Raw genomic sequence first — 22,641 nt, 5'->3', positions numbered from 1 at the left:
AAATATTGTCCGTTCCGGTTTTTTATAGGAAAACAAAAGTAGAAACGCCAGAAAATTTTTCGGAAGCATGTTCTATTTTTGGTTTTTTTTTGCTTAAAAACTGCAAAAAATGCTTTTTGTTACATATATTTAATATATGTAACGTAAATGTAATTTTTCGGATCGGTGTTTTGATAGACTTATAACTAGAGGGGTGAAGAGCTTGGCTGGACACGTAGTAAAATACGGAAAGCATCGCGAACGTAGAAGTTTCGCACGTATCAGTGAAGTATTGGAATTACCAAATTTAATTGAAATCCAAACAGACTCTTATCAATGGTTTTTAGATGAGGGACTTCGTGAAATGTTTGAAGACATTTTACCAATTGATGATTTCCAAGGAAACTTATCCTTAGAATTTGTTGACTATGAATTAAAAGAACCAAAGTACACAGTAGAAGAAGCCCGCGCACATGATGCCAACTATTCTGCGCCATTACATGTAACATTACGTTTAACCAACCGTGAAACAGGTGAAATTAAATCCCAAGAAGTCTTCTTCGGCGATTTCCCATTAATGACAGAAATGGGTACCTTCATCATCAACGGGGCAGAACGTGTTATCGTTTCCCAATTAGTTCGTTCTCCAGGTGTTTACTTCCATGGAAAAGTGGACAAAAACGGCAAAGAAGGTTTTGGCTCAACAGTCATTCCTAACCGTGGTGCATGGTTAGAAATGGAAACAGATGCGAAAGACATTTCTTATGTTCGGATTGACCGCACACGTAAAATTCCTTTAACTGTGTTAGTTCGTGCTTTAGGTTTCGGTTCAGATGATACCATCTTCGAAATTTTCGGCGACAGCGAAAGCTTACGCAACACAATTGAAAAAGATTTACACAAAAACGCAAGTGATTCTCGTACAGAAGAAGGCTTGAAAGACATTTATGAACGTCTTCGCCCAGGCGAACCAAAAACAGCAGATAGCTCACGTAGCTTGTTAACTGCACGTTTCTTTGATCCAAAACGTTATGATTTGGCAAACGTTGGTCGCTACAAAGTTAACAAAAAATTAGACTTAAAAACACGTCTCTTAAACTTAACCTTAGCTGAAACGCTAGTTGATCCAGAAACTGGTGAAATCATTGTCGAAAAAGGCACGGTTTTAACACACCAAATCATGGAAACATTAGGCGAATACATTGACAACGGCTTAAACAGCGTAACTTACTATCCAAGTGAAGATGCGGTAGTAACTGAACCAATGACAATCCAAGTGATTCAAGTTCTTTCACCAAAAGATCCTGAACGTATCGTAAATGTGATTGGTAACGGCTATCCAGACGACAGCGTAAAAACAGTTCGTCCAGCAGATATCGTTGCTTCAATGAGCTACTTCTTCAACTTAATGGAAGATATCGGCAATGTCGATGACATCGACCACTTAGGTAATCGTCGTATCCGTTCAGTAGGCGAATTATTACAAAACCAATTCCGTATTGGTTTAGCCCGTATGGAACGTGTGGTTCGTGAAAGAATGTCTATTCAAGACACAGAAACATTGACACCACAACAATTAATCAACATCCGTCCAGTGGTAGCAAGTATCAAAGAATTCTTTGGTTCTTCACAGTTATCACAGTTCATGGACCAAACAAACCCATTAGGTGAGTTAACCCATAAACGTCGTCTATCAGCCTTAGGGCCTGGTGGTTTGACTCGTGACCGTGCCGGTTATGAAGTTCGTGACGTTCACTACTCTCACTATGGTCGTATGTGTCCAATTGAAACGCCTGAGGGACCAAATATCGGGTTGATCAATAGTTTATCTAGTTATGCGAAAGTGAATAAATTTGGTTTCATCGAAACGCCTTATCGCCGTGTTGATCGTGCGACAGGCCGTGTTACTGATCAAGTAGATTACTTAACAGCAGACATCGAAGACCATTATATCGTAGCGCAAGCGAACTCACTTTTAAATGAAGATGGCACATTTGCCAATGATGTTGTTATGGCGCGTCTACAAAGTGAAAACTTAGAAGTTGCCGTAGACAAAGTTGACTACATGGACGTTTCACCAAAACAAGTAGTCGCAGTCGCAACAGCATGTATTCCTTTCTTAGAAAACGATGACTCCAACCGTGCCTTGATGGGTGCCAACATGCAGCGTCAAGCGGTGCCGTTAATTCAACCACGCTCTCCGTGGGTAGGTACAGGTATGGAATATAAATCAGCCCATGACTCAGGTGCTGCTTTACTATGTAAACATGACGGTGTCGTAGAATTCGTCGATGCAAAAGAAATTCGCGTTCGTCGCGACAATGGCGCATTAGACAAATATATGGTTACAAAATTCCGTCGTTCTAACTCAGGAACAAGCTACAACCAACGCCCAATTGTTCACTTAGGTGAAAAAGTTGAAAAAGGCGATACTTTAGCGGATGGACCTTCTATGGAAGAAGGCGAAATGGCTTTAGGGCAAAACGTCTTGGTTGCCTTCATGACATGGGAAGGTTACAACTACGAGGATGCCATTATCATGAGCCGTCGTTTAGTTAAAGACGATGTCTACACTTCTGTGCATATTGAAGAATATGAATCAGAAGCACGTGATACAAAATTAGGACCTGAAGAAATTACCCGTGAAATTCCAAACGTTGGGGAAGACGCATTGAAAGACTTAGACGAAATGGGGATTATCCGCATTGGTGCTGAAGTTCAAGATGGCGACTTACTAGTTGGGAAAGTCACACCTAAAGGGGTTACAGAATTATCTGCAGAAGAACGTTTATTACACGCAATCTTCGGGGAGAAAGCCCGCGAAGTTCGTGATACGTCTCTCCGTGTACCTCACGGTGGCGGCGGTATCGTTCATGATGTGAAAATCTTTACTCGTGAAGCTGGCGATGAATTATCACCAGGTGTCAACATGTTAGTTCGTGTCTATATCGTTCAAAAACGTAAAATTCACGAAGGAGATAAAATGGCGGGACGTCACGGAAATAAAGGGGTTGTTTCCCGTATTATGCCGGAAGAAGATATGCCATTCTTACCTGACGGAACACCTGTTGATATCATGTTGAACCCATTAGGGGTACCTTCTCGTATGAATATCGGACAAGTACTTGAATTACACTTAGGTATGGCTGCTCGCCAATTAGGTATTCACGTCGCAACACCTGTTTTCGATGGGGCAACCGATGAAGACGTTTGGGAAACTGTTCGTGAAGCTGGTATGGCTAGCGATGCTAAAACAGTTCTTTACGATGGACGTACAGGTGAACCATTTGATAACCGTATTTCCGTTGGTGTCATGTATATGATTAAATTAGCCCACATGGTTGATGACAAATTGCATGCTCGTTCAATCGGACCTTACTCTCTTGTTACGCAACAACCGTTGGGTGGTAAAGCTCAATTCGGTGGACAACGTTTCGGGGAAATGGAAGTTTGGGCACTGGAAGCTTACGGTGCTGCTTACACATTACAAGAAATCTTAACTTACAAATCTGATGACGTTGTCGGACGTGTGAAAACATACGAAGCCATCGTTAAAGGTGAACCAATTCCAAAACCAGGTGTGCCTGAATCATTCCGAGTATTAGTGAAAGAATTACAATCACTTGGTTTAGACATGCGTGTCTTGGACATTGAGGAAGCTGAGATTGAGTTACGCGATATGGACGATGACGATGATGATTTAATCACCGTTGACGCACTAACCAAATTTGCGGAACAACAATCAGCGAAACAGCTGGAAAAAGAAGCAGAATCAGTCGTGAAAGAAGAAGCACAAGACGTTGTTCAAGAAATTGAAACAGCCGAAGACAGAGACTAATTTGTCGCTACCACTCTGATGAGTTGATTCAACTGCGACTTTGTTGCAACTGCGCAAGTCATTACTTGTTCCAAGTGTCGTCAGACCTTCTTTCAAGTGATGCTTGCCATTTGCTAACAAGTTGCTGACTCAGCTTCTCTAAATAAGGAAATGGAGGGAATTCCTTTTGATCGATGTAAATAAATTCGAAAGTATGCAAATAGGGCTTGCTTCACCAGAAAAGATCAGAAGCTGGTCTTATGGGGAAGTTAAAAAACCCGAAACAATTAACTACCGTACATTAAAACCCGAACGTGAAGGGTTATTCTGTGAACGCATTTTTGGTCCAACCAAAGACTGGGAATGTGCTTGTGGTAAATATAAACGTATCCGTTATAAAGGTATTGTCTGTGACCGTTGTGGCGTTGAAGTCACTCGTTCAAAAGTACGTCGTGAACGTATGGGACATATTGAATTAGCCGCACCAGTTTCACATATCTGGTACTTTAAAGGAATTCCATCTCGGATGGGTCTTGTTTTAGACATGAGCCCTCGTGCATTGGAAGAAGTCATTTATTTTGCTTCATACGTTGTCATCGAACCAGGTGACACAACATTAGAGAAAAAACAATTGTTAACGGAACGCGAATATCGTGAAAAACGTGAACAATATGGCCAAGCCTTCAAAGCTGCTATGGGTGCCGAAGCCGTGAAACAATTATTAGATAACGTCGATTTAGATGGCGAAGTTGCGCAATTAAAAGAAGAATTAAAAACAGCTTCTGGTCAAAAACGGACACGTGCCATCCGTCGTTTAGACATCTTAGAAGCCTTCCGTGCTTCTGGTAACCAACCAAGCTGGATGGTAATGGATGTTATCCCAGTTATTCCACCAGATTTACGTCCGATGGTTCAATTGGAAGGTGGTCGTTTTGCAACAAGTGACTTAAACGACTTATACCGCCGTGTTATCAACCGTAACAACCGTCTAAAACGTTTATTAGACTTAAATGCGCCAAGCATCATTGTTCAAAACGAAAAACGGATGTTACAAGAAGCGGTCGATGCTTTAATCGATAATGGTCGTCGTGGCCGTCCAGTTACTGGACCAGGTAACCGTCCATTGAAATCTCTTTCTCACATGTTGAAAGGGAAACAAGGTCGTTTCCGTCAAAACTTACTAGGTAAACGTGTTGACTATTCTGGTCGTTCCGTAATCGTCGTTGGTCCGTTCTTAAAAATGTACCAATGTGGTTTACCAAAAGAAATGGCGATTGAATTATTCAAACCATTTGTAATGCGTGAATTAGTACAACGTGAAATTGCGACAAACATTAAAAATGCGAAACGTAAAATCGAACGTGGCGAAGATGAAGTTTGGGATATCTTAGAAGAAGTTATCCAAGAACACCCAGTTTTACTTAACCGGGCACCTACGTTGCATAGATTAGGGATCCAAGCTTTCGAACCTGTTCTTGTTGAAGGTCGTGCGATCCGTCTTCACCCATTAGTTTGTGAAGCCTACAATGCCGATTTCGATGGAGACCAAATGGCGGTTCACGTGCCTCTAAATGAAGAAGCACAAGCAGAAGCTCGTATGTTAATGCTTGCTGCCCAAAATATCTTGAACCCGAAAGATGGTAAACCAGTTGTTACACCATCTCAAGATATGGTCTTAGGTAACTACTACCTAACAATGGAAGAAGAAGGCCGTGAAGGGGAAGGCATGATCTTCCGCGACATGAACGAAGCTGTTTTAGCATGGCAAAATGGCTACGTGCATTTACACTCACGGATTGGGGTTCAAACAACACTTTTAGGTGACAAACCATTTACTGATTGGCAAAAAGAACGAATCTTAATCACCACAGTTGGTAAGATCATCTTTAACGAAATCATGCCTGTTGAGTTCCCTTACTTGAACGAACCAACAGACTATAACTTAACTGTTCAAACACCAGATAAATACTTCGTAGAAGCTGGTACAGACATTCCTGCACACATTAAAGAGCAAGAATTAGTTTTACCATTCAAGAAGAAAAATCTTGGAAATATCATTGCTGAAGTCTTCAAGAGATTCCACATTACGGAAACCTCTAAAATGCTTGACCGCATGAAAGACTTAGGTTACAAACACTCAACGTATGCTGGGATGACGGTAGGGATTGCCGATATCATGGTTCTTCATGAAAAACAAGCAATCATTGATGCTGCCCACAAACAAGTTGAAACAATTACTAAACAATTCCGTCGTGGTTTAATTACTGATGACGAACGTTATGAACGTGTAATCGGCGTTTGGAACGGTGCCAAAGACGAAATCCAACAAAAACTGATCGAAAGTATGGAAGCTCGTAACCCAATCTTCATGATGTCTGACTCTGGAGCCCGTGGTAACATCTCCAACTTTACACAGTTAGCTGGTATGCGTGGTTTGATGGCCGCTCCGAATGGACGAATCATGGAATTACCAATCATCTCAAACTTCCGTGAAGGACTTTCTGTCTTAGAAATGTTTATCTCAACTCACGGGGCTCGTAAAGGGATGACCGATACGGCCTTGAAGACAGCCGATTCAGGTTACTTAACACGTCGTTTAGTTGACGTTGCCCAAGACGTAATCATTCGTGAAGACGACTGTGGCACTGACCGTGGTCTTGAAATCGAAGCCATTCGTGAAGGTAACGAAATTATCGAACCATTAGACGAACGTCTATTAGGTCGTTATACACGTAAATCAGTTGTTCATCCAGAAACTGGTGCAATCATCATTGGTGCGGATCAATTAATCACTGAAGATCTTGCAAGAGAAATCGTGGACGCTGGTATTGAAAAAGTAACCATCCGTTCTGTCTTTACATGTAACACAAAACATGGTGTATGTAAGCACTGTTACGGACGTAACTTGGCAACTGGTTCTGACGTTGAAGTCGGAGAAGCAGTTGGTACAATCGCCGCTCAATCTATCGGGGAACCTGGTACACAGTTAACCATGCGTACGTTCCATACCGGTGGGGTTGCCGGTGACGATATCACTCAAGGTTTACCTCGTATCCAAGAAATCTTTGAAGCACGTAATCCGAAAGGACAAGCAGTGATTACAGAAGTAACCGGTGAAGTTATCGATATTTCTGAAGATCCTGCCACACGTCAAAAAGAAGTAACCATCAAAGGAAAAACAGATACACGTACCTATACTGTCCCTTACACTGCACGTATGAAAGTTGCTGAAGGCGACATCATCCACCGTGGTGCACCGTTGACAGAAGGTTCAATTGATCCAAAACAATTATTACAAGTTCGTGATGTTTTATCTGTTGAAAACTACCTATTACGTGAAGTACAACGTGTTTACCGTATGCAAGGGGTAGAAATCGGCGACAAACATATCGAAGTAATGGTTCGTCAAATGTTACGTAAAATCCGCGTAATGGATCCAGGTGACACTGAAATCCTTCCAGGAACATTAATGGACATCGCAGAATTTAAAGACCGTAACTACGACACATTAGTTGCTGGTGGCGTCCCTGCTACTAGTCGTCCAGTCTTACTTGGTATTACCAAAGCGTCATTGGAAACAAACAGCTTCTTATCTGCTGCATCCTTCCAAGAAACAACACGCGTGTTAACAGATGCTGCTATCCGTGGCAAAAAAGATCCATTACTTGGATTGAAAGAAAATGTTATCATTGGTAAAATCATCCCAGCTGGTACTGGTATGGCTCGTTACCGTAACATGGAACCAAAAGAAGTTGGCGTAGCTAGCGAAAACGTTTATAGTATTTCAGACATTGAAGCACAAATGGCTGCTGAAGATGCGATGAAAAACATCAATAAATAAACCCTAAAAAGCCGTAAGGAGCATGCTCCTTACGGCTTTTTTTATTTGCTATAAGCAACTGATTGTGAGTAAGCCCAAACTTAAAAAGGGGACAAAGGGAAGTGTCTGTTCAACTGGATACCCCAAAAATTTACAGCTGTAGCCATAGATTAGGCCATAACTACTGGCAAAAAATAGTAGCATCAGCAACTGAGGTACCTGTAAAAAACAGCCCCACAAACCCAGTAACAAAAGATCCCCTCGCCCCATGGCTTCCGGAAAATAATGTAAGACGGCTCGGAAAAAACAAAAACAAAAAAGACCAGTCAGTAAGTAAAACGAATGCTGACCCGCAATTTTCAGCAAGCAAAGCACAAAAAAACTAGGATAAAGAATCTTCGGTTCAACCACTAAATACCAGTAATCAATCAAGGATAATATGAAAGCGCTCGTCAGCCACCACCAGAGAATCAAAGCATCAATCGTCAGGCCAGCAAAAAAACAACTTGCGGTTAAGCCGCCCATGACAAGTTCTGCTAAAAGATAACTCTTAGCTACTGGCTGTTGACACTTTCGACAACGAAAGCGCTGCAGCAAAATCGAAACAACTGGAATTAATTCATAGAGATGTAGAGGCTGGTGGCAACCTTGACAGTGGGAAGGGGGCCACCACAAAGAACGCCCTACTGGTAAGCGCTCCGCCACTAAGCATAAAAAAGAACCGAAACAGGCACCAATCAAAAAGAGACTTAAGAAAAACATAGGTTACCTCCTTAAAAATAAACTACGCTTTTTTTAAACTTTTTCGTTTGACTAGACAAATCTTTTTTTGTTAGGAATAATAAAAGAAACAAGAAATGAGGGAATCAAATGGAAAAATTAGCGATTGGTGTCGACGTTGGCACTACGCAAGCCAAAGCAGTGGCTTTTCAAGCAAATGGCACAGTCGTAGCTTCTAGCTATGTGCGTTATCCATTAATTCAAGAGACTGAAGGAATGGCGGAGCAAGACCCAGAAACGCTGTTCCAAGCTGTGGTGAACTGTATTCGAACCGTCACACAACAAGTGAAGAATCAACCAATTGGGCTCATTTCTTTTGCTTCAGCGATGCATGGCTTAATTGCCATGGATGCGCAAGGACGCCCATTGACCCAAGTGATTACTTGGGCTGACACACGAGCATCTGATTATGCGGAAGCGTTAAAAGAAACGCCAGCGGCCCAATTGTTTTATCAATTGACAGGCATGCCAGTTCATCCAATGGCGCCTTTGTACAAGATTCGCTGGCTGCAGGAAAATCAGCCAGCCGTTGCGCAGAGCGCGGCCAAGTTTATTGGGATTAAGGACTACATTTTTTACCGTTTCTTTGGCGAATACTGGACAGATTATAGTAGTGCTTCGGGGATGGGTTTATTTAATATTCACACGCGGCAATGGGAATCGTCGATTTTAGCGTATTTATCTATTGAGGAGGAACAGTTGCCAAAAGTTGCCCCGTCAACGTTCATTTTTCCAGCGTTAGCGCCTTCTTGGAAAGAGATGCTTGGTGTTGAGGAGGAAACGGTTTTAGTTCTTGGTGGCGCGGATGGTCCATTGTCTAATTTAGGTTTGGGAGCGCTAGGAATGGGTGTAGCGACTTTGACCGTTGGTACGAGCGGCGCACTTCGGTATATTGTCGAAGAACCTTTTTTGCATCCGCAAGGTGAAACGTTTTGTTTTGCTCTAGATGAACAGCACTGGGTGATTGGTGGTGCAAGTAGTAATGGTGCAGTTGCGTTAGATTGGGCGAGCCAAACGATTTTTGCAGAAGAACGTCAGCAAGCTATCCAAAACGGGACCAATCTCTATGACCCAATTATGGCCCAAATTGCAACCGTGCCAGCTGGGGCAAATGGCTTACTGTTTCATCCTTATTTGCTTGGTGAACGAGCACCGCTGTGGAATGCAGAGGCGAGCGCAAGTTTTATTGGCTTGCGCAAAAATCACCATGCTGGACATTTAGCTCGAGCGGTGGTGGAAGGCATCTGTTTCAATTTAAAAACTATTTTAGAGGATTTGAAACAACTCGGTGGACCCGTTCAGGAGATTCGGGCGACAGGCGGCTTTGCTGATTCCCCTGTGTTCCGTCAAATCATGGCTGATGTGCTGGGAGAAACGTTATCGTTCACTGATAGCACCGAAGCTTCGGCATTAGGCGCTGTTTTGCTAGGTTGGCAAGGCTTAGGGCAGTTACCAAATTTACAAGCAGCGGCGCAACAGGTGCTGATTCATGAAACGGTCACGCCACGAGCGGATCAATTGCTAGTTTATCAAGAACTGTATCCTGTTTTTCAAGAAACCCAACAAGTTTTAGCACAAAGTTATCAAAAATTAGCAGAATTCCGAAAATAATTGATAGTAAATAGCTTTGACAAATGGCTGAGAAGTTGCTTAACTAGAAGAGAGACGAAGACTTGAGGAAATGAGGATGAGGAATGAAGAAGCAGCTATTACCACTATTTCTGTTATTCATTGGGGCGTTAGCAAGCTGCAGTGCGCCGTCTCGTTCCGGCGAAAAAGCAGCGCAACAGTTGGTAGATTACTTTATTTATCAAGAAAAGACAGCGACATTCTCTCAAACTTTTCGTGAACCGAAAGTCTTGGCGGAGCATTTGCAGACGAGCCGTCAACAGTTCCAGAAGCAATTTTTCAATAGCTTAAAAGAAATGAACGATGAAGTCACCGAGACTGAAGCCCAGAAGCTTAGCACAGAATTACTGGCTCAAGTGAAGAAAAAAGCGTCATATCAACTAGTAGCCACAAAAGAATTGAATGGGCAAGCGACAATCACTTTTCAGATTAAGGGCTTAGATTTTGTGACGGCGATTGAAGATACAACCACTGCTCTTCTTCAGCAAACGCAACAGGCAACACAAGCGCTAGACATGCAGCACACGTTAGCCGTTTTAAAAAAAGAAATCCAACAAATCAATGTCAGCCATGAGCCAGTTGAACTGCCATTAACGGTTAAGCAAGTAGAAGGACAATGGTACTTGCCGGCAGCGGAGCAACTGAGACTGAATCAGTTTTTTTTAGCTTTCGTCACAGGAAAAGAAGATACTGACCAGTTGACAGAGGCACTCGACACGATCCTCACTCAAGCGGAACAAAAAGTCGTCACTGCGGATGAAAAAACAGCGATTTCAGGAAATTAATTAGATTCTTAATTATAATTATTATAATTTGATAATAATTTTAAAAAAGAAAGGTTTTCAGTGTACTTTTTTCACAATTCATATTACACTAAGAGTGTAGAAATAATATTTAGGAGGATGACAAAGAATGAAATTTGAAAAAACAAAAGAAATTTTGAACCAACTCGTTGCAGATTTAAGCCAATTTTCCGTGGTAATTCATCAAACACATTGGTATATGCGTGGACCTGAATTTTTAACACTTCACCCACAAATGGATGAATACATGGATCAAATCAATGAGCAATTGGATGTTGTTTCAGAACGTTTAATCACATTGGACGGCTCTCCATTCTCAACATTGCGTGAATTCGCAGAAAATACAAAAATTGAAGATGAAATTGGTAACTGGGACCGCACCATTCCAGAACGTATGGAAAAATTAGTAGCAGGCTACCGTTACTTAGCAGACCTTTACGCAAAAGGAATCGAAGTTTCTGGTGAAGAAGGCGACGACTGCACACAAGACATTTTCATCGCAAACAAAACAGACATCGAAAAAAATATTTGGATGTTACAAGCCAAACTTGGCAAAGCGCCTGGTATTGACGCATAATTTAAAACAACTCCCAAAGCCGCTGACGTTGACGTTGGCGGTTTTTTTTTGTTTAAAAGGCACAAAAAAATAAGTGAAAATCTATTTTCTGAAAGCGCAGAAAAACATTGACTTTATCAGTGATTGAAGGTAAAATATTAAATGGTATTGTTTGCCCCACAATGAGCCCCGGAAACTCAAGTGTATGTCAAACATCGAAAACAAAATTGGAGGAAAGAAACGTGCGTACAACATATATGGCCAAAGCTGGCGAAGTAGAACGTAAATGGTACGTAGTAGATGCAACAGATGTTCCTTTAGGACGTCTATCAGCAGTTGTTGCTTCTGTACTACGTGGTAAAAATAAACCAACATTCACACCACATGTGGATACTGGAGATTTCGTAATCGTAATTAACGCTGATAAAGTAAAATTAACAGGTAAAAAAGCTACAGACAAAATTTACTACCGTCACTCAATGTATCCTGGAGGATTAAAATCAGTGACAGCTGGTGAATTACGCGACAAAAACTCTCGCCGTCTTATCGAAACTTCTGTAAAAGGTATGCTACCTAAAAACACTTTAGGACGTAAACAATTTACTAAATTGAACGTATACGGTGGAGCTGAGCATCCACATGCTGCACAACAACCAGAAGTATTAGATATCACGAACTTAATTTAAGGAGGGAAATTCATTGGCACAAGTACAATATAGCGGCACAGGCCGTCGTAAAAATGCAGTTGCCCGCGTACGCTTAGTACCAGGTACTGGTAAAATTACTGTAAACAAAAAAGACGTAGAAGAATATATTCCACATGCTGACTTGCGTGAAGTTATCAACCAACCATTTGGCGTAACTGAAACAAAAGGCGCTTACGATGTAATCGTAAACGTAAACGGTGGTGGCTATGCTGGACAATCAGGAGCTATCCGTCACGGAATCGCTCGTGCATTGTTACAAGTAGATCCTGACTTCCGTTCTGCTTTAAAACGCGCTGGGTTACTTACTCGTGACGCACGTATGGTTGAACGTAAAAAACCAGGTCTTAAAAAAGCCCGTAAAGCTTCACAGTTCTCAAAACGTTAATTATTTGGAGTCGTTGCGAACGTGTTCGCTTACGCAAACAATCTGGGACGAAGATTTCCTTGGAAATCGAGTGCCACTCAATTATCATTTTGAAAGACACTTTCCAAATGAGGAAACTAAAATTATAAACCGTCCATTTTGGACGGTTTTTTTAAATTAAAGATAGGTGAAAATATGATAGAATCAAAAAAATACCCAATAGTTACACCAATTATGGCATGTATTTTTATAATTGTTCAACGTGTATTATTTTCGGGTACAGCGATTCCACAATATGACCAAAATGGTACGCGTTTTTATCTTTATTCAGTAGCATTAGGATTAGTTGCAGTTGGTGGGAATTTATTGGCTTTATATATGGGGTACCACGGAAAAAAAGCAGTAGGAACCAAGCCGCTAGCTAAATTTGCAAATTTTTATTTATTATATGTTTTTGGAACACTCGTTTTAAATTTGTCTTTGGCTTCTTTTTCATTAAATATACGTGATTATTGGACGATACTCTTTCCAATTAGTCAAAATATTTTTCCATTTGCTACGGCTTACTTGCTTTTGTTTTTATTAAGCCCTTATTTATACGAGTATTTAGATCGGTTAAAGAACGAACAAATCAAATGGACCATGTCACTACTAACATTCTTTTTAATCGCTTTACCAACTTTTTTTGGAAAAGATATTTGGGGAATGGCTAGCGGTAATAGCATTTTACTTTTAATTTATTTTTACTTAGTTGGCTACGCCATTTATCGGTTTAATTTTCTTCCTCGTTATCATTTGAAATTTATTCAGGTGACTTTTGGAATAGTAATATTAGCAAGTTTAGTCTTATTAATGACACATATCTCTCTATTTTTAAACAAAGGAACAAGTACTGCTACTCGATTCAATGTTCCTTGGTCTCTTTTTTCCGTGTACTATTCGATTTCTTTATTTATATTTTTAGAAAATGTAAATAAACGATTTTCCTTATTGCGTTTAAATTTTAATGTGTTATCTACAAGTTTATTGGTTGTACAAATCTTAGTGAACTGGCCAATTGTTACACGTCTAGTTTCTGAGAAATTTGTTCAAACGGAGGTGAAATCTGGTACTGTTTGGGCAAAACAAATTATCTATTTAACTATTGCTTATTTGATAGTAGCACTTCTTTCTAGCTGTGTTGTATTACTTTTACAAAAAATTCCGCTATATCGTAAAATTGAGCAGAATTTAAGAGTAGAAAATTTTTCACAACTAAAATTGAAATTAAGTAAGCTATGGAACTGGGTCTGCGCTTACCGCAGATTATTTTATAGTGCGCTATTTTTCTACTTATTCACGATTATGCAATTGTTATTAATTGCAGATTACGGATCGAAGGATATAGCACTTCGTTCTATTTTTACTATTTTTATCTATAGACAAGCACAAGTTTTCTTAAACGTAATCGTAATCATGGCATTCTTAATGTTAGTTATTTTATTGATTAATAGATTTTGGTATGCGTTTGCGTTTACCTTAGTGATAAATCTTGTTTTAACTATCGCGACAGTTTTGAAAATTAAATATAGACTTGAACCAATTTTACCGGCGGATTTAGCTTTTTTAAACAGTATTAGTGAAATTTTAGATATGCTAAATCCTGTCATTCTTATTATTAGCGTCATTGGTTTAGTTTTAGTAGGAATTTATTCTTGGATTCTACAAAAACGTTTGGAAAGAACCTATCATCTAAAAATAAACATAAAAAAACGAGTATTAGGAATTGTCTCAATTTTAGTGTTTTTTTCAGGGGTCTTTTTCGTTAACCATCAGAACTCGCTGCCTAATTTGGTGTTTAAGCTTTTTCGTATTGATAGTCAATTTTATAATCAAAGACGTGGGACACAGATTAATGGTCCAGTCATCCAATTTTTAAGTAATATTGATGTGAAAATTATGGAGGAACCCTCTGGATACTCACAAGAGAACATTAAAAAAATTATGGCAAAGTATGATGCAGAGGCTAAAAAAATAAATTCAGAGCGTCAGGATTGGCAAAAAGAGCAAACGGTTATTTTTACTCTTAGCGAAAGCTTCAGTGATCCGTCTCGATTGAAGGATATAACTTTGAACAATAATCCATTTCCGTTTATTACACAGTTATCTAAAGAAACAACATCGGGTTTAATGCTTTCCTCAGGTTATGGTGGAGGTACAGCAAACATGGAGTGGCAATCGTTGACAGGGATGGATTTAAGTAACTTGGGGGCTACCTTGCCTGTGCCTTACACTCAGTTAGTGAACAAGCAAAAAAAGACGCCTACTTTTTTAAATTTATTTGATGAAGCTGTGGCAATTCATCCATTTTCTGCAAATACTTATAGTCGTTTAAATGTATTTGAAAAGTTTGGATTTGATAAGTTTCATTATATTGGAAGTCCAGATGGATTGAATTATACACAAAAGATTGAAGCGAATCCGTATATTTCAGATGAAGCAGCCTATCAAGAAACAGTTGATGCGATAAATGCAACGGAAGGTAAGACTCAGTTTATCCAACTATCTACAATGCAAAATCATATGCCATATAACAATTACTACAAAGAAGACACATTTGATTTCGAGGGGGCTGGTGTCTCAGAAAGCAATAGAAATCAAATGAAGACCTATCTTCAAGGTTTAAATTATACAGATCAAGCAACGCAGAAATTTATTGAAGAAATTGATAAAATTGAAAAACCAATTACAATTGTTTGGTATGGAGATCATTTACCAGGTATCTATAAGGAACAAGATTTAGCGAAGTATCCTTTGTTGTATCGAGAAACAGATTATTTCGTATATAACAATAAATATGCACAACAACAAAGAAAACTGCCAAATTATTCATTAGTATCTCCGTATATGTTTTCTTCATTGGCGCTCGAGCAAGCTAATATTAAAGTGACACCATTTTATGCCTTGTTAACAGCAGTGACAAATAATTTACCAGCTACAACAATTGACCCTAATTCTGGTAGTCAAAACGTTCAGAATGGTAAAAAAGTATTTGCTAGTGATCAAAATAAAACGACAGAAGAAAAAGATCTTACTAAGGAGCAAAAAGAGTTGCTTCATGATTATGAATTGATTCAGTATGACCTAGTCGCAGGAAAACAATATTCAGCAGATTGGGCGGAAAAAAAAGTGAATTGATTGGCAATAAAAATGTTATATAAAGAAAGTAGGGCATAAGTCGAAACGACTTATGCCCTACTAGCTATATCTTAAAATAATTAGCTGAACAAAAGCAACTTCTTCAGAAATAAGCCGAATTCTCCAAAAAATGGTATCATTAAGTAATGAAACATAGCCATAAAAAATAACGAATATCGGAGGCAGAAAATGAGTAGTGTGGTTTGTCAAAGTTGTGGGGCGAATGCGTTTAGATGGTACGATACCGCTGATCAAGTGGTGGAATGTAAGTATTGTCATTCCAAGCAAGCTTTTATAAAAGGTATGGGCGTCGAGTCAGCCATAAAAGTTGTTGGGGGAAAAGAAGAAGCGGAGACGGATTCTGAATACCAAGAACGGATTATTCATCAATTTGGCTTGAAAGATCAAGTGATTGAAGTGAAGAATTATTCATTAATCGATATTCCGTTAACATTTATTGTTTGGTTGTATTTGGATATTTTATTAGGAGCATTGTTTATCTGTGGTGGTTTTCTTTCTAAAAACTATCGAGCTTGGTACGCCAATTTACTTCGTTGGCACTTTTATGGTTGGCGTTATACAAAGTCAGCGACTGAAAAAGAGAAGGCAAGTCAACGGATTAGAGGCAGTCTGTTGATTAAATGGCTACTTCAAGAGGACCCCGACAAAACGAAAAAATTAATAATGGTTGGCGTGTCCATCCTGTTCACTGTCCTGTTCGTTTACACTACAGGAAATGGCGCTGCCTAAACGAAATATTTATTGAAACACTTTCTGTTGATAGAAAGTGTTTTTTTGTCTCGATGCATAATTGAAATTGATTAATTTAATCATTCGTATGTCATCAAAATAAGCATTGACCTGTGCTTTTACTTATGTCTATAAAATATTATAGAAGGATAGTTCAAAACATAAAATCATGTGTTTAGCCTAAATAAAATCATAATAAAAAATTACTAATGGGAATGATAGGGGAGTCGTGTTGAGCGGTATATTGAGTAGTTATATGAACAAGAAGAGTCAAGCGAAAAAACTAAAAAAATCTGGCAAAATACTTTGTCCGAGGCTAGAGATATGGAAATAAAGATTTCGTTATCTGAACAAAGAAATACTTTAGCATAGGAGGGAGCGATTGAAATGATTATCCAAAATCAGCCAATTCAACTATATGAAGGAAAATGACAAAAATCGAAAAAAACTAAATGAACTGATTTGTCAACTGAAAAAACAATTGCTAACCAAATAGCGACAAATCAAGAATTAGATCAATTAGCACGGCAAGCACAAAGAAATGCTAAAAAAGCAGAAGTTGAGGGAGGTCTAGAGACTATCAACTGTTTATCGAGTGCTTGAGCAAGCGAAAAATGATGGACAACAAGCCATCCGTCGATCGTTGTTCCAACAGGAAGAAAAGTTAGAAGAGAACAGACAAGTGTATAGAAAGAAAATGAATACATATGAAGAAGAGTGGCAGGGGTTACGACGAAAGGAGAATCAGTAAATGTTTGATGAGGTTATGGAAGATGTAGCAGAAATACTCGCACGTTTACAGGAATAACTTTTACAAATTGAAAAAAACTATCAAAAAATCAACATTAGTAACTATGTAGCAAATAGAGGCCTGCGCCGATCAAAGAAACAGTAAGAAAAAATTAAAAAGAAAGAACAAGCAAAAGTAACAGCTTTAAAATCACAAAGTCAAAAGCTGTGCGCAAGAAGAGTTGAAAAATGCGGTGACGGAGTCGGAAAGTGTATAGCATGAAAAATCGGTATTTTATATCTTTGTTTTATTTACAAAACATTTAATAACTTTAGTCGTGATTGTGTTTTAATTCACAACTTTAAGTGTTATAATTTAAATGTTATAAAATATATTTATATGAAAGGGTTATTTTATGAGAAAGAATAAAAAAATATGGGCGTTTTTAGGGATTTTATTAGTTGTTATGAGCTTTTCTTTTAAATCAGGGGTAGTAAATGCAGAAGATAAAGTAATAGGTGATGATTATCCTGCTAAATGGAAAAATCTGCCTTTAGGTGCAACTACTGATGATTGGGGTATGGCTACAAGATACTGTACTTCCTTTGTGGCAAATCGATTGAGTGTGGAAAATAAGTTTGATATTAGACGTGATGGTTTAGACTGGAATGCTAACCAATGGGGAAATAATGCTAGAAGGCAAGGCTATAAGGTAGATATGATACCCAGAAGAGGATCAGTAGCCTATTGGAACAGTATGTATCATGTAGCTTGGGTAGCGGCAGTTGATGGGGATAGAGTTTTGATTGAAGAATATAATTATGGATATACAGGAAGATATAATTCTAGATGGATTAGTAAAAACTCTGTTGATGGGTATATACATTTTAAAGATATATCCTCTTCTCCTGAAAAACAAGCTATTAATAAATATATTACTATAACTAAAGATGGACAAGATTTTTTTGAAAATATTGAGTGTACTACCAAAAAAGCAAAAACAGTTAGAGGAAGAATTTATTATGTAAAGATAGCGTACAAATTGTCTAACGGACAATTATTGTACTCTGTATATGAAGATGAAAAAGGAACAGCCTGGATTGGATATTTAAGACAAGGATCTTCAGAATTTACACAGTTAGAAACTTTTAACAGAAAAAAAGTTTCTTTAACGAATAATGCGACAACACTTTGGAAAGATTTAAATTATCAAGGGAAATTAGGGATGTCAGTAGCTGGGAATGCATACACGGTAAATCGAGTATTCTATAACTCTACCAATAATGCATCTTATCATGAATTGTATCGAGGGAACACGTTCTGTGGGTATGTGAATAGTGGGGCAGTAAAAGATATAACAACGCAAACAGTTAATAAATATAGCACTATCACAGAGGCTAATCAGGATATTTTTGGTAATATCGAATTGACAAGTACTAAAGGGAAAACAGAGAGAGGAAGAATTTATTATACTACGATAGGCTATAATTTAGGCGACGGTAGTGTTCTGTATTCATTGTACAAAGATGAGACTGCAGCAGAATGGGTAGGTTATGTAAAAGAGAATGTGTTTGAATATACACCAATAGAAACGTTTGATAAAAAACAAGTAATTTTAACAAACAGTACGACAACACTTTGGAAAGATTTAAATTATCAAGGGAAATTAGGGATGTCAGTAGCTGGGAATGCATACACGGTAAACCGAGTATTCTATAACTCTACCAATAATGCATCTTATCATGAATTGTATCGAGGAAACACATTCTGTGGGTATGTGAATAGCGGGGCAGTAAAAGATATAGTTAGTGAATCTATTAAAAAATATGTGACGGTGACAGAAGATAACCAAGAGATTTTTGGTAATTATGAACAAACAAATATCAGAGGAAAGACAGAGCGGGGAAGAATTTATTATTCTAATGTTTCTTACGATCTAGGAAATGGAACAATCTTACATTCATTGTATAGAGACGAGACAATGTCGGAATGGGTAGGTTATGTAAAAGAGAATGTGTTTGAATATACACCAATAGAAACGTTTGATAAAAAACAAGTAATTTTAACAAACAGTACGACAACACTTTGGAAAGATTTAAATTATCAAGGGAAATTAGGGATGTCAGTGGCTGGGAATGCATACACGGTAAACCGAGTATTTTATAACTCTACCAATAATGCATCTTATTATGAATTGTATCGAGGAAACACATTCTATGGGTATGTGAATAGCGGGGCAGTAAAAGATATAGTTAGTGAATCTATTAAAAAATATGTGACGGTGACAGAAGATAACCAAGAGATTTTTGGTAATTATGAACAAACAAATATCAGAGGAAAGACAGAGCGGGGAAGAATTTATTATTCTAATGTTTCTTACGATCTAGGAAATGGAACAATCTTACATTCATTGTATAGAGACGAGACAATGTCGGAATGGGTAGGTTATGTAAAAGAGAATGTGTTTGAATATACACCAATAGAAACGTTTGATAAAAAACAAGTAATTTTAACAAACAGTACGACAACACTTTGGAAAGATTTAAATTATCAAGGGAAATTAGGGATGTCAGTAGCTGGGAATGCATACACGGTAAACCGAGTATTTTATAACTCTACCAATAATGCATCTTATCATGAATTGTATCAAGGAAACACATTCTGTGGGTATGTGAATAGTGGGGCAGTAAAAGATATAGTTAGTGAATCAAAATTTAAGGAAAATCCTGATATGAATCAAACAGACGTACTGAAAACACAAGACAGTATGGATGAATTTATAGATTTTGATAATGATGGAAAAGAAAATAAGGAAAGTTTAAAAGAAGATATTACTGAAAAAAATCTGAGTTCTAAAGAAGAGAGTAACAAGGAGCAGACTGAAATATCTTACTAAACAAAAAACTAAAAAAAGCCACTTTCCTCTGGAAAGTGGCTTTTCCCATCCCCTCTCACCGAGAAGACAAAATTTCATAAATCACATAGAGTTCCCAGTTGGAAATCTCTATTCGATAAAACTGTTCTAGGGTATAGAAAATGTTTTTAGCATTTTGGAAAAATGGTTTTTGGTTAATGGTTAGTTCCTCGAGGTTAGCAGGGATTTCATAGTCTTCAACGCCGAGCATGGTCCGCTCTACCATGAGTGCGTTGTGCATCATTAAGTTAAATTTCATTTTGCCGCTGAGTGTGAGGTCGAAGCGTTTTTCAATGTTTTTTGTAACGTTTTCGACTTGTTTAATAATGACGTCAGGATTTAGAAATTCTAGTTTTTCTGACAAGCCTTCTTTCGAGAAGAAGTGAACAAATTCGTTAATCATGCTATCGATGTTATTGGGATGCATCAAGTTTTGGAAAGGTTCCATCAACTGGGTTCCTGCATCTTCGTCTAACATGTCTAAGAGGTTCACGCTAGCAACATTCGTATGATTGTCTAAGTAGGACGTCGTCAAAATGAGCGAGGTTTCTTTTAAATAATTTTCTTCGGCGTTGGCAATGTCTAACGTGTTCACCAAATCTTTGTATTTTAGGGTAATGACTTTAATATCAGTATACAAGTATTTTTGACAGATTTGTTTGATTTGCTTGGCAATATCCAGACCTGAAATACTAGAGACAATGATATTTTTTTCCACTGAAAAGCCTTCAAAGTACTGTACATCGGTTTTAAATTTTTTTTCAGCGGTTTTAGCAATACCATAGAAAAGTTGTTCGTTCATTAATTGATGACCAATTTCCAACGCATAGGCAGTGGTCAGGTTGTTGATCACCAAAAGTTCTCCAAGAATTTGCGGTTTCAAACTTTTATAAAGTTGTGTCAGGGAACCCATATCGACGAGCATAATGACGCCTTGTGATGTGTCCCGCTGAGAAAGCCACTCTTTAACTTCGGCGACGATATCTCTGACCGAAGAGGTTAAGGGCATGTTAATCGCATCAAAAATATAGGTACCACATAATTTGTTGGCAACGGCTTGAATACTTGTGGCAGTCGATTCACCATGCGCCACGAGGAGCGCTTGGTAAGGAATCGTTTCAGAAATTTCTCCGCTAAGTAATACAGATAAGAGTACCTCTGTCAAGAAACGGTATTCTTCTGGCAGCGGACTGACTAAGTTTTTCACGAGGGAAACCGTTCGCGGATAGTGTTCTTTTAACTGTGCTTGGACTGGAAGGAGCATTGTTTCGTTAAATGTTGGCGGTAAAATTTTCAGCAATTTGGCAACATCTTTCATCGGTTTTTCAGTTTGTTCAGGTTGGTTAATAATTAGTTTGTTTTTGGTTTGGACTTCCGTGACTAGGTTTTGTAAAAAATAATCATTTTCTAAGGTTATTTCATCGTCTAAACAATATTTAATGAATTGTGTCAGTTCAGTTTTTAAGTGGGCCAGTGTTTTTTCTTTTGTAAATAAGGCTTCAAATGTTGCGAAAATATCGGAAGAAAGTGTGTCTTCTTCTAACACTTCTTTGTCTAAAGGAATCGTAATCATTGGTTGAGTCGCATCGCCAATGACGACGGGTTGATTGGGCAAAGTTTTTCGTAATTGCGACGCGCAAAGGAGCTGCACTTTGTTGGATAAACTTCCCACGTTGCCAGGTTCGTCATTTTCTAATAATGCCGTAAAGATTTCTTCGTCCACGTTGATGTCTTTGGTCATTCGTTTCGCTTCTCGGTGAAATAAGTTTTTCAAAATCGCAATCCGTTCTCGAATGGGGCGCTCTTTGAAGTTCGGAAGTGAGACGATTACGGAAATTCGGCGATAAAAGGTTGGTAATAAGACTTTTTTCGGGTTTTCGGTGGTTGCAAATAGTAGCCGGACCTTGGAATGGACCATTTTTCCTTCTTCACCAATAGGGCGGAAGGTCCCTGTATCCATAAACTGAAAGAGTTTTTCTTGGTTTTCGTTGGATAATCGATGTACTTCATCTAAAAAGAGTACGGAATTATTAGCTTGGGCCAAGAGTCCTTGCTTTTCTGATTCAGCTCCAGTAAATGCGCCTTTGGTATGGCCGAAGAGAATGGATGATAGCAATTCGGGATTGTTGGCATAATCGGCACAGTTAAAGGTGTAGAATTTTTCCAGGCCAATGATTTGTTCATTTTTCAGATACTCATAAATCAGCTTTGCCAAAAAGCTTTTGCCGACACCACTGGCTCCATGGATTAATAAAGGCATACCCAATGGGGGATACAACATAGCGGCTTTGCATTGTTCGATGGCTTTTTTGGCGCTGCCTTGGCTACCGATGTATTGTCGAAACACATCGGTCGTGGGGGTTGTTGCACGGGTTAATTGCCAATAAACGGGTTTTTTTCCCGTTTGTTGGACTTCACCTTTTTCCAATAATTTATTTAAGTATAAGCTGGTTACCGAGCGGCTTAATTGAATTTTTGTGGCAATTTCTTGTGTGCTCATCGGGGTGTTGCTGGTTTCTAAAATATCAACTAAGTGTTGGTAGGTCTCCAAGCGCATGATTCATCGTCCTTCCAAAAGAGAGGTCGGGACAGGGGTTGCTTCTGTTCCCGCCGTT

At 38.7% G+C, this 22,641-nt stretch carries 12 protein-coding genes; 10 read left to right on the top strand and 2 right to left on the bottom strand.

Annotated features, from left to right (window positions below; genetic code table 11):
* Window positions 1-202: 202 nt before the first annotated feature.
* Together rpoB and rpoC are read left to right on the top strand one after the other, a co-directional pair.
* Window positions 203-3,817 carry a DNA-directed RNA polymerase subunit beta gene (gene rpoB / locus IGL56_RS12440; RefSeq protein WP_002389470.1) on the top strand — a complete coding sequence of 1,205 codons (3,615 nt, stop codon included), beginning with the start codon at window positions 203-205 and terminating at the stop codon, window positions 3,815-3,817.
* A 166-nt stretch (window positions 3,818-3,983) separates the two neighbouring features.
* Window positions 3,984-7,637, top strand: a complete 3,654-nt coding sequence (gene rpoC, locus IGL56_RS12435; RefSeq protein ID WP_002354777.1) for a DNA-directed RNA polymerase subunit beta' — start codon at window positions 3,984-3,986, stop codon at window positions 7,635-7,637.
* A 48-nt stretch (window positions 7,638-7,685) separates the two neighbouring features.
* Here rpoC and IGL56_RS12430 read toward each other — a convergent pair whose 3' ends face one another.
* Window positions 7,686-8,378 (bottom strand): prepilin peptidase, encoded by a 693-nt coding sequence (locus IGL56_RS12430; protein ID WP_002354778.1) that lies wholly within the window; start codon window positions 8,376-8,378, stop codon window positions 7,686-7,688.
* 108 nt (window positions 8,379-8,486) lie between these two features.
* Between IGL56_RS12430 and IGL56_RS12425 the strand changes: the two genes are divergently transcribed.
* The 8 genes from IGL56_RS12425 to IGL56_RS12390 all read left to right on the top strand — a co-directional run bounded on the left by IGL56_RS12425 (window position 8,487) and on the right by IGL56_RS12390 (window position 20,008).
* Window positions 8,487-10,007: a gluconokinase gene (locus IGL56_RS12425; RefSeq protein ID WP_002354779.1), complete on the top strand. Its 1,521-nt coding sequence runs from the start codon at window positions 8,487-8,489 to the stop codon at window positions 10,005-10,007.
* A gap of 83 nt (window positions 10,008-10,090) precedes the next feature.
* On the top strand, window positions 10,091-10,810 hold the full coding sequence (locus tag IGL56_RS12420) for a DUF5105 domain-containing protein (protein WP_002354781.1): 720 nt from the start codon (window positions 10,091-10,093) through the stop codon (window positions 10,808-10,810).
* A 127-nt stretch (window positions 10,811-10,937) separates the two neighbouring features.
* On the top strand, window positions 10,938-11,405 hold the full coding sequence (locus IGL56_RS12415) for a Dps family protein (RefSeq protein WP_002354782.1): 468 nt from the start codon (window positions 10,938-10,940) through the stop codon (window positions 11,403-11,405).
* Between the two features lie 236 nt (window positions 11,406-11,641).
* Window positions 11,642-12,070 (top strand): 50S ribosomal protein L13, encoded by a 429-nt coding sequence (rplM, locus tag IGL56_RS12410; protein ID WP_048670019.1) that lies wholly within the window; start codon window positions 11,642-11,644, stop codon window positions 12,068-12,070.
* A gap of 13 nt (window positions 12,071-12,083) precedes the next feature.
* Complete coding sequence (gene rpsI, locus IGL56_RS12405; RefSeq protein WP_002354786.1) at window positions 12,084-12,476, top strand: 30S ribosomal protein S9; 393 nt, start codon at window positions 12,084-12,086, stop codon at window positions 12,474-12,476.
* 138 nt (window positions 12,477-12,614) lie between these two features.
* Window positions 12,615-15,632: an LTA synthase family protein gene (locus tag IGL56_RS12400; RefSeq protein WP_002392820.1), complete on the top strand. Its 3,018-nt coding sequence runs from the start codon at window positions 12,615-12,617 to the stop codon at window positions 15,630-15,632.
* Between the two features lie 189 nt (window positions 15,633-15,821).
* Complete coding sequence (locus IGL56_RS12395) at window positions 15,822-16,382, top strand: hypothetical protein (RefSeq protein ID WP_002354788.1); 561 nt, start codon at window positions 15,822-15,824, stop codon at window positions 16,380-16,382.
* A 1,145-nt stretch (window positions 16,383-17,527) separates the two neighbouring features.
* Window positions 17,528-20,008 (top strand): CHAP domain-containing protein, encoded by a 2,481-nt coding sequence (locus tag IGL56_RS12390; protein WP_014525058.1) that lies wholly within the window; start codon window positions 17,528-17,530, stop codon window positions 20,006-20,008.
* 55 nt (window positions 20,009-20,063) lie between these two features.
* Here the strand turns inward: IGL56_RS12390 and IGL56_RS12385 are convergent, their stop codons facing one another.
* Complete coding sequence (locus IGL56_RS12385) at window positions 20,064-22,583, bottom strand: sigma 54-interacting transcriptional regulator (RefSeq protein WP_002354793.1); 2,520 nt, start codon at window positions 22,581-22,583, stop codon at window positions 20,064-20,066.
* Window positions 22,584-22,641 lie beyond the last annotated feature (58 nt).

The organism is Enterococcus sp. DIV1316a (assembly GCF_050536915.1).
Lineage (GTDB): Bacteria > Bacillota > Bacilli > Lactobacillales > Enterococcaceae > Enterococcus > Enterococcus faecalis.
This window is presented reverse-complemented; position numbering and strand designations above follow the sequence as displayed.

What these genes read in the sequence shown, in the direction of transcription:
- IGL56_RS12395 (WP_002354788.1), top strand. Translation starts at nt 15,822, where the DNA reads ATGAGTAGTGTGGTTTGTCAAAGTTGTGGGGCGAATGCGTTTAGATGG.
- IGL56_RS12390 (WP_014525058.1), top strand. Translation starts at nt 17,528, where the DNA reads ATGAGAAAGAATAAAAAAATATGGGCGTTTTTAGGGATTTTATTAGTT.
- IGL56_RS12415 (WP_002354782.1), top strand. Translation starts at nt 10,938, where the DNA reads ATGAAATTTGAAAAAACAAAAGAAATTTTGAACCAACTCGTTGCAGAT.
- IGL56_RS12430 (WP_002354778.1), bottom strand. Translation starts at nt 8,378, where the DNA reads ATGTTTTTCTTAAGTCTCTTTTTGATTGGTGCCTGTTTCGGTTCTTTT.
- IGL56_RS12425 (WP_002354779.1), top strand. Translation starts at nt 8,487, where the DNA reads ATGGAAAAATTAGCGATTGGTGTCGACGTTGGCACTACGCAAGCCAAA.
- rplM (WP_048670019.1), top strand. Translation starts at nt 11,642, where the DNA reads ATGGCCAAAGCTGGCGAAGTAGAACGTAAATGGTACGTAGTAGATGCA.
- IGL56_RS12420 (WP_002354781.1), top strand. Translation starts at nt 10,091, where the DNA reads ATGAAGAAGCAGCTATTACCACTATTTCTGTTATTCATTGGGGCGTTA.
- IGL56_RS12385 (WP_002354793.1), bottom strand. Translation starts at nt 22,583, where the DNA reads ATGCGCTTGGAGACCTACCAACACTTAGTTGATATTTTAGAAACCAGC.